Source organism: Melghiribacillus thermohalophilus (genome assembly GCF_004342905.1).
Classification (GTDB): domain Bacteria; phylum Bacillota; class Bacilli; order Bacillales; family Alkalibacillaceae; genus Melghiribacillus; species Melghiribacillus thermohalophilus.
Genome location: NZ_SMAN01000023.1, coordinates 1 through 16,473 on the forward strand (window position 1 = coordinate 1; position 16,473 = coordinate 16,473).

Genomic DNA, 16,473 nt, shown 5'->3' on the forward strand with positions numbered 1-16,473 from the left:
CCTGTTCCCATTCCGAACACAGCAGTTAAGCTCTCCAGCGCCGATGGTAGTTGGGGTTGTTCCCCTGCGAGAGTAGGACGCTGCCGGGCGGAGTATAAACCAGGAAGTTTTAAAAAACTTCCTGGTTTTTTATTTTGTTTTTCAATTATTCGAACAAGTATGCATGTTGAAGAAAGCCGGCAGGGGGAGCTTTGCGAATCTAACATCAAATCTAACAGCACCGGATCAGTTTTGCATGCCGTTTGATTGATAAAGCAAAAGATGTAGAGATGGAACATCAGCAGAGGTCTGATGGAAATTGGATGGAAGACTGTTTAAATTGCTCACCAGGACAGGCTACCGATAATACGTATATATTACTTAACTATTTGAAAAATACAATCAAAAACCAGGATCTCAACGGTTTAAAATCAAGATACTCTAGAGTATAAATTTTTTAGATTCGGAGATGATAGTGATAGGGGAGGTGGGGAACATGAGCAAACAAAGTACAACCCGGCAAATATGCCAGATTTGCCAGAAAGAAAAGAAAGAAGGAATCGTTATATATCAAGCATTTATATGTTCAGAATGTGAACAGGAAATGATTATGACGGAACCAGAAGATGAAAGGTATCAGTATTTCGTAAAAAAATTGAAAGCAATCAATCAAACTACACAATATTCATAGAAATATGTACCGAACTATTAATGGTTCGGTTTTTTTATAGGCTGTTCATACCGGATGTTAAACTGGTTGTATAACAAACTCAACATCAACTTTTATCGAAATTCTAAAGTTCATTTGAAAAACATCGTTTCGTTCATTGTATAAACGTGATTTTTTCGATAAGATGAAAAAGATTAAAAGAATGTAAAAAGGAGCAATGGTGTGCAATGGATCAGAAACGCACCCCTTTGTTTGATGCCTTAAGGGATCATGCCAGAAGAAATCCGTTGTCCTTTCATGTTCCGGGACATAAAAATGGGACCATTTATACCGGGGAAGCCCGGGACTGGTTTGAAAAACTGTTAAACATCGATTTGACTGAACTACCGGGACTGGACGATTTGCATCAGCCGGAAGGGGTTATTAAAGAAGCACAGAAGTTAACCGCTTCTTTTTATCAGGCAGATCATACATTTTTCCTGGTCGGTGGCAGTACAAGCGGAAACCTGGCCATGATTTTTGCGATCTGTCAGCCAGGAGATACTGTCATTGTTCAGAGAAACTCTCATAAGTCAATTATGCACGCTCTGGAACTGGCCGGTGCCCATCCAGTTTTTTTAACTCCATTATATAGCAAGCAGACTGGCCGCCTAAGTGAAATCACCCTTCACCAGTTAAAAGAAGCTCTGGAACAATATCCGGAAGCGAAAGGTGTCGTCCTTACCTATCCGGATTATTTCGGCCATACCTATCCGTTAAAAAAACTAATTGAGACAGCACATGATCATCACATTCCGGTTATTGTAGATGAAGCCCATGGTGCCCATTTTGTTCTTGGGAATCCTTTTCCAACTTCAGCTTTAGAACTGGGTGCAGATATCGTTGTACAATCAGCTCACAAGATGCTCCCGGCGATGACCATGACGGCATGGCTCCATCTGCGCTCGGAACTCATTGCTTATGAAAGGGTTTCCAGATATGTACATATGTTTCAATCAAGCAGTCCTTCTTATCCTTTAATGGCATCTCTGGATCTTGCCCGCTACTATCTGGCCAACTTGTCCAGAAAACAAATTCACGAGATTATTCAGTCTGTGAAAGGTGTAAGGGCGATGTTTAAGATGCTGCCATACTGGGAGGTTCTCCCATGTGAAGCCCACGTCGATGATATGTTAAAAATAATCGTTCAGGTAAAAGAGGGTTATCAGGCGCGGGATATAGCCAGGGCTCTTGAAAGAAACGGAATATACCCTGAAATGGTAACGGATGATCAGATTTTGTTTATTTTTGGCTTGTCACCTTATACAGAAATGCAAGTTTTAGAAAAAGCTCTAGAACGCTTAGACCCTGAAAAAACAGATAATAGTATAAAACTGACGCAAGCAGAAATGAAACCTATTCAGGACCTGGCCATATCGTACGATCAAATGAGAAAGATGAAAACGGAATGGGTTGTTTGGGATAAAGCTGTAGGAAGAATTACTGCTGAGTCTGTAACTCCTTATCCGCCGGGTATTCCATATTTGTTAAAAGGAGAACGGATTAACAAAGAGCATGTAAAGACCCTCCAACAATATATTGGACAAAACCAGTATATTCAATATGCCCGGGACAGGCTGAAAGAAGGAATATATGTTTTTAAACAAGAATAAAAGGAGAATAGTGATGTCTGGCGTATTTATAACATTTGAAGGTGTAGAAGGTGCAGGAAAAACAACGGTATTAGACTTGCTTTATGAAAAAATGATACAAGAAGGATACAAAAACCTTTTGCGGACCCGCGAACCGGGAGGAATTGAAATCGCGGAACAAATCCGGAATATCATTTTAAACCCGAGTCATACGAAAATGGATGGTAGGACAGAAGCGCTGTTATATGCAGCTGCAAGAAGACAGCATTTAGTAGAAAAAGTCATTCCGGCTTTGGAAGAGGGAAAAATAGTGTTGTGTGACCGTTTTGTGGACAGCAGTCTCGCCTATCAGGGTTATGCCAGGGGTCTTGGAATAGATGAAGTTTGGCTCATTAATCAGTTTGCCATTCAGAACCGGATGCCTGATCTGACTCTTTTTCTCGATTTGCCGCCGGAAAGAGGGTTAGAACGGATTACGAACAATGGGGACAGGGAACAAAACCGCCTGGATTTAGAAGCATTAAGTTTTCACAAAAAGGTATATGAAGCCTACATGATGCTTATGGAACAATTTCCTGAGCGCATTAAAAGGGTTAATGCAGATCAGCCCGTCGAGCAGGTTGTAGAAGACTGCTACCAGGCTCTATCTGATAAGGTGAGAAAATGAAACATTTTGGGACTTCCTGTTATAATAATAATAAAGGTATTTCCTAAAGGAGGAACATTATGAAGCTGATCCTGGCTGTCGTACAGGATAAGGATGCAAATCGTCTGGTGGATGCCCTGGGGGATAAGGATTTTAAATCTACAAAACTATCCTCAACGGGCGGTTTTTTAAAAGAAGGGAACACAACATTAATGATCGGCTGTAAAGATGATCAGGTCGATCAGGCACTAGAGATTATAAAGGAAAATTGCAGCCATCGGGAACAGATGGTAGCACCGATTTCACCGATGGGGGGAAATGCGGATTCATATATTCCGAAACCGGTTAAGGTTGAAGTAGGGGGAGCAACCGTATTTGTGCTTCCAGTAGATTCATTTCATCAATTTTAATCCAGATGGAAAAGGGAGAGGCTTGCGTTGAAAATAAGTCAGGAACTGCGATCTCAGCTGGAAATTATTAAACAGAACGCCGGAACGAAACAGACCAATAGTCATTCCTTTCAAACCGTTGTCAATGAAGCGGCTGTGAAGATGAAAGAGGACGAATTGAACCGTTTAATGAACGAAATATCCAGACAGGGAGAAAAGGTGGCCCGCTTTCGTTCCTTTAAAGATCTGTCAAAATATAAAAAGCTGGTCAAACAATTTATTCAGGAAGTCGTCAAATATGGTCTTGAGACCAAAGATTCCCACACCTGGAGCATGAACGGACAAAACAGAAAACTGACCATTGTGCAGGCTGTGGATGAAAAACTGGTGGAACTGACCGATGCTGTACTGGATCAGGAACAAAAGGCCATCGATCTCCTGGGGGTTATCGGAGAAATAAAAGGTCTGCTCATTCATTTATATGCATAAAGGTGTGAAGCGAAATTGAAATCCTGGACGGACTTAGAAACGATTCAACCTGTTGCAGTCAAAATGCTTATGAACAGTCTGGTGAAGAACCGTCTGGCTCACGCGTATCTGTTTCATGGCCCCCGGGGAACCGGAAAGAAAGATGCAGCTAAACTGCTTGCTAAAAGTTTTTTTTGTTTGAATCGAAACGGGGCAGAGCCCTGTCATAAATGCCGGGAATGTTCCCGGATTCATTCCGGAAACCATCCCGATGTCCACTGGATTGAACCCGATGGACAATCGATTAAAAAAGATCAGATTTTACATTTGCAAAAAGAATTCACGTATACAGGGCTAGAGTCGAACAAGAAAGTTTACGTGATTCACGAGGCGGACACCATGACCGTCAATGCTTCTAATCGGTTATTGAAATTCCTCGAGGAACCGGGAAAACAAACCGTTGCAATATTATTGACGGAAAATAGCCAGTCCATCCTGAATACGATCCGCTCCAGATGTCAAATCATAGCCTTCCAGTCCTTATCGGCCAGAGAACGGCAGAAGCAATTAATGGAAAAAGGCATTCCTGAATCCACAGCCAGAATCTGTTCAACCCTTACCAGCAGTGTAGATGAGGCCATCTCCCTGAGTGAAGACGATTGGTTTGCGAAGGCAAGAAAATTAGTGATAAAATTAATTGAAGTACTGCATGAACAGCAAAACGAAGCGTATTTGTTTATTCATAAACAGTGGCTGGGTCATTTTAAAAACCGGGACCAGCTTTCCCTTGGACTGGATTTGCTTTTAATCTGGTATAAGGATTTTATACAATATCAGATTGGGCGCGAACAGGCCATCGTTTATGATCACGAAAATGTGAGGTTTGAGAAATACGCGTTTCATATATCTATGCAAAAAGCGACAGAATCGTTGACAAATATACTGGATGCAAAGCGCAGGCTCATGGCAAACGTTCATTCAACCCTTGTCATGGAACAATTGGTGCTTCAATTACAGAGGTGATGCAGATTGGTTGAAGTTGTGGGAGTCCGGTTTAAACAGGCCGGTAAAATATATTATTTTGACCCCGGGGACTACCAGATCAGCACAGATGATTATGTAATCGTGGAAACCGTCAGGGGCATTGAATTTGGAAAAGTCGTAATTGCCCATAAACAGGTCGATGAAAATGATATCGTCCTTCCGCTGAAAAAAGTCATTCGCATTGCAGATGAAAAAGACAAATTAACCGTTGCAGAAAATAAAGAAAAAGCTGAACAGGCTTTCGGAATCTGTGAAGAAAAAATAGCTGAACATGGGCTGGAAATGAAACTGGTTGACGTCGAATACACTTTTGACCGCAATAAAGTTATTTTTTACTTCACGGCTGATGGTCGTGTTGATTTCCGAGAACTGGTTAAAGATCTCGCAGCCATTTTTAAAACTCGTATTGAACTTCGTCAGATCGGGGTTCGGGATGAAGCCAAAATGCTTGGAGGCATTGGTCCCTGCGGTCGCATGCTATGCTGTTCAACATTTTTGGGGGATTTCGAACCTGTTTCCATTAAAATGGCCAAAGATCAGAACCTGTCTTTGAATCCTGCTAAAATATCAGGCCTATGCGGGAGGTTGATGTGCTGCTTAAAATATGAAAATGACGATTATGAAATTGCCAAACAGCAGCTCCCTGATCTCGGTGATCCAATTGCAACGCCACTTGGTGATGGAAAAGTGGTGGGATTAAATATTCTGGAGAGAATTGTGCAGATTGAAATTAAGGAACGGGAACGTGTGATAGAATATACGCTGGACGAGCTGATTGAAGAGGGTGTTTTGCCTGGTCAAGCCACAGAATAATGGGGTGGAAGAGAGCGTGAATAAAAAAGAGCTGTTGGAAAAATTCTCTCATATGGAAAAACAAATCGGAGAGTTGTATGAAGAATTTGGAACATTAAAGGAAAGTCTTGTACGATTAATCGAGGAAAATCACCATTTGACTGTTGAAAATCATCACTTAAGAAAACGACTCGAAGGCCATCATTCGACCGGGGCTTCACAAGAAAAACACGGACAGAAAATAGAAAAGGAAAAAGCGATCGGTGAAGGCTATGATAATTTAGCCAGAATTTACGAAGAAGGTTTTCACATTTGCAATGTACACTTTGGCAGTCCCCGGGATGAAGAGGATTGTCTGTTCTGCCTCTTATTTTTAAATAAACAGCATAATGCTTGACAGGCCCTTTCTTGACAATAAGGAAGGGCCCTTTTTTAGCAGCTGTTTGACTGACCTGGACCCGGGCAGTAAAAATCAATCATCACAGGAGATCTTTGCTTCAAATCGCTAAAAATACAGAATATCAGGAAAGGAACCGTAACCATGGTGGAATTAAAGCAGGACGAAAGGCTGGATTATTTGCTGGCGGAAAAGGATATGCGGATTATTCAAAGCCCAAATGTATTTGCTTTTTCGCTGGATGCTGTGTTGCTTTCTAAATTTGCCTATGTACCCATCAAAAAAGGAAAAATCCTTGATTTATGTACGGGAAACGGGGTGATTCCTCTCCTCCTGTCCCGGCGTACCCGTGCTACAATTACCGGGGTGGAACTGCAGGAGCGAATATATGATATGGCTGTACGAAGTGTTGCGGTCAATGGTCTTCAGGATCAGATTGAGATCATTCAAGGGGACTTAAAGGATATGCCCGAGACCCTTGGTCATGGAAAGTTTGATGTTGTCACCTGCAATCCTCCGTATTTTCCTACCCCGAAAAAAGATGAACAAAACATCAATGAGTATCTCGCCATAGCCAGACATGAAATTTATTGTACGCTGGAGGATGTGGTATATTCCTGCGCAAAATTAGTTCGTCCCGGGGGAAAAGTAGCCATGGTTCACAGGCCTGGACGTCTGGTGGATCTGATTACACTGTTTCGAACCTATCACCTGGAACCGAAGCGAATCCGTCTCGTTTACCCAAAAATAGGGAGAGAAGCAAATATGCTGCTGATAGAAGGAATTCGAGATGGAAAGCCTGATCTAAAAATTCTCCCTCCGCTGTATGTGTACACCGATACAAATGAATACACAAAAGAAATGGAAAAAATACTATATGGAAATAATGATCATGAACTTGAATGAAAGAGGTTTCTAGTATGAATATCCAAAAAAGCTTTAAGCATGAAGATCACGGAAAACTGTATATTGTCCCGACTCCGATCGGTCATTTAGAAGATATGACTCTGAGGGCTATCAATACCCTAAAACAAGTTGATATGATTGCTGCAGAAGACACGAGACAAACGAAAAAACTGCTCAATCATTTTTCCATCCAGACACCTTTAATCAGTTTCCATGAACACAATAAAAACGAAAGGGGAAAACAGCTTTTAAAGGAATTGCAAGGAGGAAAGAAGATTGCCGTTGTAAGCGATGCAGGCATGCCTTTAATTTCGGATCCGGGGTATGAGCTGGTCAATGAGGCCTCAAACAGAGAAATAGACGTCATCGTATTGCCTGGTGCCAATGCAGCATTGTGTGCCCTTGTAGGTTCAGGTCTTCCAACAGGACACTTTTTGTTTTATGGATTTTTGCCCCGGAAAAAAAAGGATCTTGTAACGGAATTGGAGAAATTACGGTACACAGACTACACGATGATTTTTTATGAATCGCCCCATCGAATGAAAGAAACGATGAAGGTGATGAAAGCTGTATTTGGAAAAGATAGACGTATGGCACTGGCCCGGGAATTGACAAAACGCCATGAAGAGTTTATCAGAGGAACCGCAGAAGATATCCATGAATGGATGGAATCGGATCAGGCTGAAATCAGGGGTGAGTTTTGCGTGGTTGTCGAAGGGACAGAGGAACGACAGGAGGAAGGCCAATGGTGGGAACATTTGTCCGTTGTTGAGCATGTTGAACATTATACAAAGCAAAACTACTCCAAGAAAGATGCCATTAAACAGACGGCAAAAGACAGGGGTCTTTCCAGACGGGAAGTCTACCAGGTCTATCACCAGTTATGATGGAACATACAAAAAGTGAACGTGAGCCCCTGCTTTGAATCAGCTTTAAAGGTCAGGGATCACCTTAATCTGAAACGTTTAAAGGAGATTCCTCCCTTTTCCTTTTCTTTTGAAAAAAAGTGATGCCGCCATTCGCAGCATCACTTTTTTTCAGACATATTGTCTGCATTGGCGAAATCACATTCGATTTCACCTGGTTACATCGTCATAGGACGAGTATGGTGTGGATTTAGCTATTTAAGCGTCTTTTAATTTCTTCCAATAACTGCTCTGCGCCCTCTTTACTTAAAATCAGTTTTCCATCAGCTAAAGTCATGTTGTCGTCTGAAACTTCGCCAGTGATATGGCAGGTCATGTTTGGCTTATATTTTTTTAGTACGATTCGATCATCGTCTACGTAGATTTCAAGGGCGTCTTTTTCTTTAATGTCTAACGTGCGACGCAGTTCAATTGGAATAACAACGCGACCTAGCTCGTCCACTTTGCGAACAATGCCAGTAGATTTCATAGCCCGATTTCTCCCCTCAAAAATAATTTCGTCATGATTCGACATTAATCATACCATTGATTCCCAATGTTGTCAATAAGTTTATAACATTATTGTAAAAAAATGTTTATTCTAACACCTGGACCATCTAGGTTTTTTCACAGAAAATGAATCGAATAAGCTCTCGTAAAAAAACAAAAAAATTGCAGGCGAATGTGGTCCGGTTTTCTTGACATGTTCGAAATGCTTTCGGTATAGTTTTTTGTTAGATATGGAAATTATGAAAATGTATGCGAGTGCAAGTGAGCCAGGGACAACGAAACCAGCCGAGTAAAACTCATTACAGAATGAGTTTTCTTTGCCGGACAGGGAATAAGGAGGTCAAAACATGCCAGAGAAAAACAAGACGTTTTATATCACTACCCCCATTTATTACCCGAGTGGCCACCTTCACATCGGACATGCCTATACAACAGTTGCCGGTGATGCGATGGCCCGGTATAAGCGTTTACAGGGATACGATGTGATGTATTTAACGGGGACAGACGAGCACGGTCAAAAAATTCAGCGGAAAGCAAAGGAAAAAGGGGTTACTCCCCAGGCATATGTAGATGAAATCGTAAACGGCATTCAAGAACTCTGGAAAAAGCTTGACATTTCCACTGATGATTTTATCCGCACCACCCAGGAACGCCATAAAACAGTCGTAGAGAAAATTTTTGCCCGTCTGGTAGAAAAAGGGGACATTTACCTGGATGAATATGAAGGCTGGTACTGTACACCATGTGAATCTTTTTTTACTGACAGACAGCTGGAAGAGGGAAATTGCCCGGATTGCGGCCGTCCAGTTGAAAAGGTAAAAGAAGAATCCTATTTCTTTAAGATGAGTAAATATGTCGACCGTTTACTCGAGTATTATGATGAAAATCCCCAGTTTATTCAGCCGGAAAGCCGGAAAAATGAAATGATTAACAATTTTATTAAACCGGGACTGGAAGATCTGGCGGTTTCTCGAACGACATTTGACTGGGGCATCAAAGTTCCTGGAGATCCCAAACATGTCATCTATGTATGGATAGATGCATTAACGAACTACATTACAGCCCTTGGCTATGGCACTGAAAATGAGGAGAAATTCAAGAAGTACTGGCCGGCAGATGTTCATCTCGTTGGGAAAGAAATCGTCCGTTTCCATACCATTTACTGGCCGATTATGCTGATGGCCCTTGATCTTCCGCTGCCGAAAAAGGTTTTTGCCCACGGGTGGCTCTTAATGAAAGACGGGAAGATGTCCAAATCCAAAGGGAATGTAGTGGATCCCGTCGACTTAATTGATCGTTATGGACTGGATGCATTACGTTATTATCTGCTGCGTGAAGTGCCATTTGGTTCGGATGGTGTATTTACACCAGAAGGCTTTGTTGAGCGGGTCAATTATGATCTGGCCAATGACCTGGGCAACTTGCTCAACCGTACCGTGGCCATGATTGGAAAATATTTTGACGGGGAAATTCCAGCATTCCAGGGGCATGAAAACGAATATGACTCCAGCCTGGAAGAGATGGCAAGGGAAACTCGTGAAAAAGTAGAAAATGCCATGGAGAATATGGAATTTTCTGTTGCTTTGTCACAGCTCTGGTCTTTCATCAGCCGCACCAATAAATATATCGATGAGACAGAACCATGGATACTGGCAAAGGATGAAGGTCGAAAAGATCGTTTAGGCAACGTCATGGCTCACCTGGTTGAAGGGTTGCGCCATATCGCTATCATGTTGAAACCTTTCCTAACCAGCACGCCGCAAAAAATATTTGACCAGCTTGGCATTGAACAGGAAGAGTTGCAGACCTGGGACAGCCTGGATCAGTTTGGGACTGTGAAGGAAGGAACAAAAGTACAGAAAGGAAAGCCAATTTTCCCTCGCCTTGAGACAGAAAAGGAAGTAGAAGCCATTAAACATATGATGTCTAGACCTGAACCCAAAAAAGAAAAACAGAAAGAAAAAGAGCATGAAATATCCATTGATGATTTTATGAAAATCGACCTTCGGGTTGCCGAAGTCATTCGCGCTGAAAAAATGGAAAATGCCGATAAGCTCCTACGCATTCAGCTGGATCTGGGAAGTGAGAAGCGGCAGGTTGTTTCCGGCATTGCTGAGCATTATAAGCCTGAAGATTTAGTCGGAAAGAAAGTAATCTGTGTAGCCAACTTAAAACCGGCAAAACTGCGGGGCGAATTATCCCAGGGCATGATTCTGGCCGGGGAAGACGAGAATGGCAGTCTGTCCCTTGCAACGGTTGACGAAACCCTGCCGAATGGTACAAAGGTGAAATAGATGTTCAATAAAAAGGGGTCTTCTCATGAAGCCCCTCTTTTTTTGAATGAAGTTTGAGTATTTCTTTTATCTTGTACAGAGCCATCCAGTTCACAGCTCGCGAAATGAGGGTAACGCTTTTGCGAAAGGAGAGGTTATGGATGTTATTTGATACCCATGTTCATTTGAATGCGGATCAGTTTGAGGAGGACCGGGAGGAAGTCATAAAACGGGCCCGGGCAGCGGGAGTCAAAAATATGGTCGTCGTGGGATTTGACCGTAAAACGATTCCCCTTGCCCTTGAAATAGCCGAATCGCATCCCGATATTTATGCTTCCGTCGGCTGGCACCCGGTAGATGCCATTGATATGACAGAAGAAGATTTAAAATGGCTGGAAGAGCTTACTGAACATCCTAAAGTTGTGGCTCTTGGTGAAATGGGACTAGATTATCACTGGGATAAATCACCCGCCGATGTACAGAAGGATGTATTCCGGAAACAGATCCGCCTGGCCAGAAAGGTTGGCCTTCCCATCATCATTCATAACCGGGAAGCCACACAGGATATTGTCGATATTTTAAAAGAAGAGCATGCTGAAGAAGTGGGGGGAATTATGCATTGTTTCAGCGGTTCCCCGGAAATCGCCAGGGAATGTGTCCATATGAATTTTTATATTTCTCTGGGAGGTCCCGTGACCTTTAAAAACGCCAGACGCCCAAAAGAGGTAGCGAAAGAAATTCCCCTTGACCGGTTGCTGATCGAGACGGATTGCCCATTTTTAGCACCCCATCCTTATCGGGGAAAACGAAATGAACCGGCTTATGTGAAACTGGTAGCGGAAAAAATCGCAGAACTGAAAGGGATTTCTCTGGAAGAAGTTGCTGAAAAAACTACCAGAAATGCCAAAAAATTGTTTAATCTTGACGATTAGATTCCTGTAGTATTACAGTTGTATTACATTTCCTCCAAATCTATTTTATTAGCATCAAAAATCTGCATAATGTTATAGAGAGCCTAGAAAAGATTTTCAGGCTCTTTTGTTTTGGTGTTACGCTCCGGTAATAAGGAGGAAATGACATGATGGAAACAAAATCACACCCCCCCCAGCGGGTAACCGGGCCATTTAAGTTTTTGCTGTTTTTTCTGACCGTCATTGTATTCTTCGTATCAATCAGTATACTATTGTACGAGGCAACTATGGCCGAAGTCACGATCGATTATAATGGCAAAGAGGTTCAGGTTCGAACCCATGCAGATACCGTGGAAGAATTAATGAACGAATTAGAAATTGAAGTCGATGATCATGACTATCTATCCAGGGATATGTCAGCTTCGATTCGACAGGGAATGGAAATTACATATGTTCCAGCTAAAGAAGTAATGGTTACGATTAATGGGGAAGAGAAAACGTACTACACAACAGCCGACACAGTAAAAAGCTTTTTAAATCAGGAAAACATAGATGTTTCAGAACATGATGTTGTTATTCCATTCATGGAAACGTCCATTGTAAATGGAATGGATATTTCCATCAACAGAGCAGCCAAAGTCACGATTAACGACGGTGGAGAAACGGAAACGCTCTGGACTACCGAAAAATATGTAAAAGATTTGCTGGATTCCAAAAACATTACACTGCAAGCATTAGATGAAATTGATCCCTCTCCCAAACATCCTATTGAAGATGGTTTAACGATTAATATTACAAGAGTAAAGAAAGAAACAGAAGTAGTGGAAGAACGGCTGGATTACAAGACGATTACCCGTTATGACAGTAACATGTCACAGGGCCAAACCCGTGTCATTCAACCCGGAGAATACGGGGTGGTCGAACATCATTATGAAATCACTTACAAAAATGGCGAGGAAGTCGAACGGGAACTGGTCAAACAGGTTACGAAGCAGGAAGGACAGGATGAAATCGTCGCTGTAGGCACAAAATCATCATCCAGTATCCAATTATTATCCAGTAAAAAGTCATCCGGTGGCGGATCATGCGGCAAAGGTGAGCCAATCAAAGAATTAACGATGAGAGCAACGGCATATTCGGCTTACTGCAATGGATGCTCAGGAGTTACTTATACGGGTATAAACCTTCGCGCCAATCCTGATGCAAAAGTAGTAGCTGTGGATCCCAGTGTGATACCGCTTGGCTCAACTGTCTGGGTGGAAGGGTATGGATGTGCTGTAGCCGGTGACACAGGTTCTGCCATACAGGGGAACAAAATTGATTTATTTTACTCGAATCAAAGCAAGGTGGAAAGTTTCGGTTTCAGGATCGTCCGAGTAAAGGTGTACGGAAACTAATACAATTAATGAAAAACAGAGGGGAGATCAACCCCTCTGTTTTATGTTTTCAAGAAAAAGGTATAAAATACGAATTAGTTATGAGTTTTAACCAGACTTTAGAATCAGGAGGAACAGCATTGTATATTAAAGAGGTTATCGTTGTTGAAGGAAAAGATGACACCATGAATATCAAGCGGGCAGTTCAATGTGATACGATAGAAACCAACGGGTCAGCCATTGATGAATATATCCTCAAGCAAATCCAACATGCCCAACAAAAGCGAGGTGTGATTATTTTTACAGATCCGGATTATCCCGGGGAGCGGATTCGGCATATCATTTCTGAAGCAGTTCCTGGCTGCAAGCATGCTTTTTTGCCCAGGGAAAAGGCGAAAGGCAAACATGGCCTTGGAATTGAACACGCAAGCCCTGAAGATATCCGCAAAGCCCTGGAAAAGGTATATGAGGTCATGGAACAGCCGGATACTGTATTTACAAAACAGGACCTGATGGAATATGGTTTAATCGGCGGAATACATGCCCGAAAAAGAAGGGAACAATTAGGGAAAAAATTACATATAGGATTTGCCAATGCCAAACAGCTCGAAAAACGGCTGAACATGTTTCAAATTTCAAAAGCCGTATTTAAACAGACGATGGATGAAATGATCCAGGAGGAAAAAACGAATGAGTAAAGAAAAAGCGATTGCCACGCCAAATCGAACCAGAGAAATACTTGCGAAATTTCATTTTTCTTTCAAAAAAAGCCTGGGACAAAATTTTTTGATTGATGTTAACATCCTGGAGAATATTGTGAAATATGCAGGCATAGACGAGCATTGCGGAGTCATAGAGATTGGGCCCGGCATAGGAGCGTTAACGGAGCAGCTGGCTAAAAAAGCAGATCGTGTGCTCGCTTTTGAGATTGATCAGCGGCTTATTCCCGTTTTGAAGGAGACCTTAAAGGATTATCCGAATGTAACTGTACGAAATGAAGATATTTTAAAGGCCGATATCAGAAAAATCTTACTGGAGTATTTTCGGAAAGATCAGCCTGTCAAAGTCGTGGCTAACCTGCCTTATTATATAACTACACCGATATTAATGAAATTGTTGATGGATCAGCTACCAATCACGGATATTACAGTAATGATCCAAAAAGAGGTCGCACTCCGTATGTCGGCTCAGCCCGGCACAAAAGATTACGGTTCCCTCTCCATCGCTGTACAGTATTTTACTATACCGAAAATAGTTATGAATGTCCCCAAAACCGTATTTATGCCACAACCAAATGTGGATTCTGCAGTTCTACATCTGGACATGAGAGATGAACCGCCCGTCGAAGTGAAAAATGAACGTTATTTCTTTGACCTGGTTCAAGCCTGTTTTGCCCAGCGAAGAAAAACCATCATGAATAATTTAAGCCGACATTTTCACACCAGGCTTTCGAAGGAGGGCATTGCGGACATTCTTTCATCAGCGAAGATCGAACCAAATCGTCGGGGTGAATCCCTGACGATGGCGGAGTTTGCCCGACTTGCCAATCATTTTTATGACCGTATAGGGGAAAGTTAGGAACATCCTGCTCCTCCTCACAATAGGCTATTATAGGAGTCAGCCATGGAGGAGGAAAAGGGATGCAGTGGAAAAAAGGCGATATTGTCACACGGAAATCCTACAATCATGATTTATTATTCCGGATCCAGTCCATCAAGAGAGACCTGGCACAATTGTACGGGGAAGATTACCGATTGGAAGCCGATGCCCCGGTAGATGACCTGGAAAAGGTGGATAAACGGGAGCTATTGAAAAGAAAAAAGGCTGAAAGAGAGAAAGAGGACTATTCCTTCCGACTGTTTCGCCAGGACTATCACCTTTTAAGGAAAAAACAGGAATATGAAGTAACCTCCACAGCTGGAGACAATGTTAAATATTTCCAAATTCCTCCGAGGGTTTTGCATGTTGATGGAGACGCAATATATTTAAAAAAATGTATCCATCTATACCGTCGTCTCGGCCTTCAGGTTCACGGCCTTCATATTGACGAACGGGAAATGCCTTTAAAAATTAAAGAATTGCTGGAAAAAATACAGCCGGATGTTCTCGTCGTTACCGGTCACGATTCTTACACCAAAAATAAAGGAGATAAGAACGATATTCGGGCATACCGCAATTCAAAATTTTTTTCTGAAACGGTCAGAGAGGCACGAAAGTACACCCCCAGCTTAGATCAGCTCGTCATTTTTGCTGGAGCATGTCAATCCCATTTTGAATCGTTGATTCGGGCCGGTGCGAATTTTGCCAGTTCCCCCTTAAGGGTAAATATACATGCTCTGGATCCTGTATACATTGTTGCGAAAATCGGCTATACATCCTTTATGGAAAAGGTTGGAGTTTGGGATGTACTTAAGCATACCATCACAGGGGAAAAAGGACTGGGTGGCGTAGAAACAAGAGGGCTATTTCGAACGGGGCTTCCATATCCAGAAGATGATAAAAATCTGGCAGTTGAACATCCACAAGTTTATCAACAGGACACGGATGAATAAGTAATTATTTCCTCCACCATTCAAGTGAACAGAGGGGGTCTTTTCCCAATGATTCGATTTTTATTCGATGGTTTTAGATAAAAATTTCCTTTTCTTCGGGAAAATATGCATGTTTTTTATGTTTTTTAGAAAAAATAAAATAGAAGAACTTAAACAGTCGTCATTGACATAGTGAATGTTTGACTGTTATAATATTAGTTTTTACTTGACTTGAGTACTCTGTTTGTGTTACTATGTTATTAGTGAGGTGGAGTGAAGTGCCTAAGACTTTAGCGGAAATTAAACAGGCTCTGGATTGTCAGATTGGGAAGCGGTTGACACTGAAAGCGAACGGAGGTCGGCGCAAAACCATTAAACGTACAGGGGTACTTGCTGAAACTTATCCAGCGGTTTTTATCGTAGAACTTGATCAGGAAGAAAACGCGTTTGAACGAGTCTCATACAGCTATGCTGATGTGTTGACCGAGACAGTTGAATTAACCTTCGTGGACGATATGGGCAAAATGGCCTGATGGAGCAGTAAACACTTGTTTACTGCTTTTTTATTGTTTAGGAGAAAATAAAAAATCGCGGAAATGTTGGTCATTTGGTAATGGTTCAGTCTTTTGAGCCGCTCTGTGGCTTTAGCGGAACACTTCCCTTTTCCTGTTGAATTCTGCCCTCAACAGCTTTCACCCTCGTACAGTCCGACAATAAGATCCTGCGCATGCTTGACTGGAATGAAATAACCCTTTTGCTTACATATAACGTAGTGAAATACCGGAAATGACATACAATAAGAATGTCGTAAAAACTCACTTTGAAAGGAGCTGTTGTCCTTTGGCCAGAAATCGGGGCGTCATGTCCGATGAGTTGAAAGAGGAAATTGCGAAAGAGTTAGGTTTTTACGACACTGTGCAAAAAGAAGGCTGGGGCGGAATAAAAGCACGAGATGCTGGGAATATGGTAAAAAGAGCTATTGAAATGGCTGAGGATCAGGTTAGAAATCAAGGAAGGAAATAGTCATATTTTCGGGCAGGTCCAT

Annotated in this window: 19 protein-coding genes and 1 rRNA gene; 19 read left to right on the plus strand and 1 reads right to left on the minus strand. The window is 42.0% G+C overall.

Features of this window, described 5'->3' with window-relative positions; translation table 11 throughout:
* The 11 genes from rrf to rsmI all read left to right on the plus strand — a co-directional run.
* A 5S ribosomal RNA gene (gene rrf, locus EDD68_RS13005) occupies positions 1 to 89 on the plus strand; the annotation flags it as partial.
* Positions 90 to 475: 386 nt separating this feature from the next.
* A complete protein-coding gene (locus tag EDD68_RS13010) occupies positions 476 to 670 on the plus strand; it encodes a sigma factor G inhibitor Gin (protein ID WP_132372727.1) in 195 nt (64 codons plus the stop codon).
* 206 nt (positions 671 to 876) lie between these two features.
* On the plus strand, positions 877 to 2,301 hold the full coding sequence (locus tag EDD68_RS13015) for an aminotransferase class I/II-fold pyridoxal phosphate-dependent enzyme (protein ID WP_132372728.1): 1,425 nt from the start codon (positions 877 to 879) through the stop codon (positions 2,299 to 2,301).
* Positions 2,302 to 2,314: 13 nt separating this feature from the next.
* Positions 2,315 to 2,947, plus strand: coding sequence for a dTMP kinase (gene tmk, locus EDD68_RS13020; protein WP_132372729.1), 633 nt, complete (start codon positions 2,315 to 2,317; stop codon positions 2,945 to 2,947).
* A 59-nt stretch (positions 2,948 to 3,006) separates the two neighbouring features.
* Positions 3,007 to 3,336: a cyclic-di-AMP receptor gene (locus EDD68_RS13025; RefSeq protein ID WP_132372730.1), complete on the plus strand. Its 330-nt coding sequence runs from the start codon at positions 3,007 to 3,009 to the stop codon at positions 3,334 to 3,336.
* A 27-nt stretch (positions 3,337 to 3,363) separates the two neighbouring features.
* A complete protein-coding gene (locus EDD68_RS13030) occupies positions 3,364 to 3,804 on the plus strand; it encodes a YaaR family protein (RefSeq protein ID WP_132372731.1) in 441 nt (146 codons plus the stop codon).
* Positions 3,805 to 3,819: 15 nt separating this feature from the next.
* Positions 3,820 to 4,806, plus strand: a complete 987-nt coding sequence (gene holB, locus EDD68_RS13035; protein ID WP_132372732.1) for a DNA polymerase III subunit delta' — start codon at positions 3,820 to 3,822, stop codon at positions 4,804 to 4,806.
* A gap of 6 nt (positions 4,807 to 4,812) precedes the next feature.
* The gene (locus EDD68_RS13040) at positions 4,813 to 5,640 is read left to right on the plus strand and encodes a PSP1 domain-containing protein (protein WP_132372733.1); all 828 of its coding nucleotides are present in this window, start codon (positions 4,813 to 4,815) and stop codon (positions 5,638 to 5,640) included.
* Between the two features lie 16 nt (positions 5,641 to 5,656).
* Positions 5,657 to 6,016 carry a DNA replication initiation control protein YabA gene (gene yabA, locus EDD68_RS13045; protein WP_132372734.1) on the plus strand — a complete coding sequence of 120 codons (360 nt, stop codon included), beginning with the start codon at positions 5,657 to 5,659 and terminating at the stop codon, positions 6,014 to 6,016.
* Positions 6,017 to 6,160: 144 nt separating this feature from the next.
* Positions 6,161 to 6,922 (plus strand): tRNA1(Val) (adenine(37)-N6)-methyltransferase, encoded by a 762-nt coding sequence (locus EDD68_RS13050; protein WP_132372735.1) that lies wholly within the window; start codon positions 6,161 to 6,163, stop codon positions 6,920 to 6,922.
* Between the two features lie 14 nt (positions 6,923 to 6,936).
* On the plus strand, positions 6,937 to 7,809 hold the full coding sequence (gene rsmI, locus EDD68_RS13055) for a 16S rRNA (cytidine(1402)-2'-O)-methyltransferase (protein WP_132372736.1): 873 nt from the start codon (positions 6,937 to 6,939) through the stop codon (positions 7,807 to 7,809).
* Between the two features lie 229 nt (positions 7,810 to 8,038).
* Here the strand turns inward: rsmI and EDD68_RS13060 are convergent, their stop codons facing one another.
* On the minus strand, positions 8,039 to 8,317 hold the full coding sequence (locus tag EDD68_RS13060) for an AbrB/MazE/SpoVT family DNA-binding domain-containing protein (protein ID WP_132372737.1): 279 nt from the start codon (positions 8,315 to 8,317) through the stop codon (positions 8,039 to 8,041).
* Positions 8,318 to 8,684: 367 nt separating this feature from the next.
* Here EDD68_RS13060 and metG point away from each other — a divergent pair, with 367 nt between their 5' ends.
* The 8 genes from metG (at position 8,685) to EDD68_RS13100 (ending at position 16,451) form a co-directional block, all read left to right on the plus strand.
* Entirely contained in the window at positions 8,685 to 10,631 is a 1,947-nt protein-coding gene (gene metG / locus EDD68_RS13065; RefSeq protein WP_132372738.1) for a methionine--tRNA ligase, read from the plus strand.
* A gap of 140 nt (positions 10,632 to 10,771) precedes the next feature.
* Positions 10,772 to 11,542, plus strand: a complete 771-nt coding sequence (locus tag EDD68_RS13070; RefSeq protein ID WP_132372739.1) for a TatD family hydrolase — start codon at positions 10,772 to 10,774, stop codon at positions 11,540 to 11,542.
* Positions 11,543 to 11,688: 146 nt separating this feature from the next.
* Positions 11,689 to 12,918 carry a G5 and 3D domain-containing protein gene (locus EDD68_RS13075; RefSeq protein WP_132372740.1) on the plus strand — a complete coding sequence of 410 codons (1,230 nt, stop codon included), beginning with the start codon at positions 11,689 to 11,691 and terminating at the stop codon, positions 12,916 to 12,918.
* 119 nt (positions 12,919 to 13,037) lie between these two features.
* Entirely contained in the window at positions 13,038 to 13,595 is a 558-nt protein-coding gene (gene rnmV, locus EDD68_RS13080; protein ID WP_207902591.1) for a ribonuclease M5, read from the plus strand.
* A complete protein-coding gene (rsmA, locus tag EDD68_RS13085) occupies positions 13,588 to 14,475 on the plus strand; it encodes a 16S rRNA (adenine(1518)-N(6)/adenine(1519)-N(6))-dimethyltransferase RsmA (RefSeq protein WP_132372742.1) in 888 nt (295 codons plus the stop codon). The genes rnmV and rsmA overlap by 8 nt, the downstream gene beginning before the upstream one ends.
* Before the next feature lie 62 nt (positions 14,476 to 14,537).
* Positions 14,538 to 15,449, plus strand: coding sequence for a sporulation peptidase YabG (gene yabG / locus EDD68_RS13090; RefSeq protein ID WP_132372743.1), 912 nt, complete (start codon positions 14,538 to 14,540; stop codon positions 15,447 to 15,449).
* Positions 15,450 to 15,706: 257 nt separating this feature from the next.
* Entirely contained in the window at positions 15,707 to 15,961 is a 255-nt protein-coding gene (veg, locus tag EDD68_RS13095) for a biofilm formation stimulator Veg (protein ID WP_132372744.1), read from the plus strand.
* A gap of 307 nt (positions 15,962 to 16,268) precedes the next feature.
* Positions 16,269 to 16,451, plus strand: coding sequence for a small, acid-soluble spore protein, alpha/beta type (locus tag EDD68_RS13100; protein ID WP_132372745.1), 183 nt, complete (start codon positions 16,269 to 16,271; stop codon positions 16,449 to 16,451).
* Positions 16,452 to 16,473 lie beyond the last annotated feature (22 nt).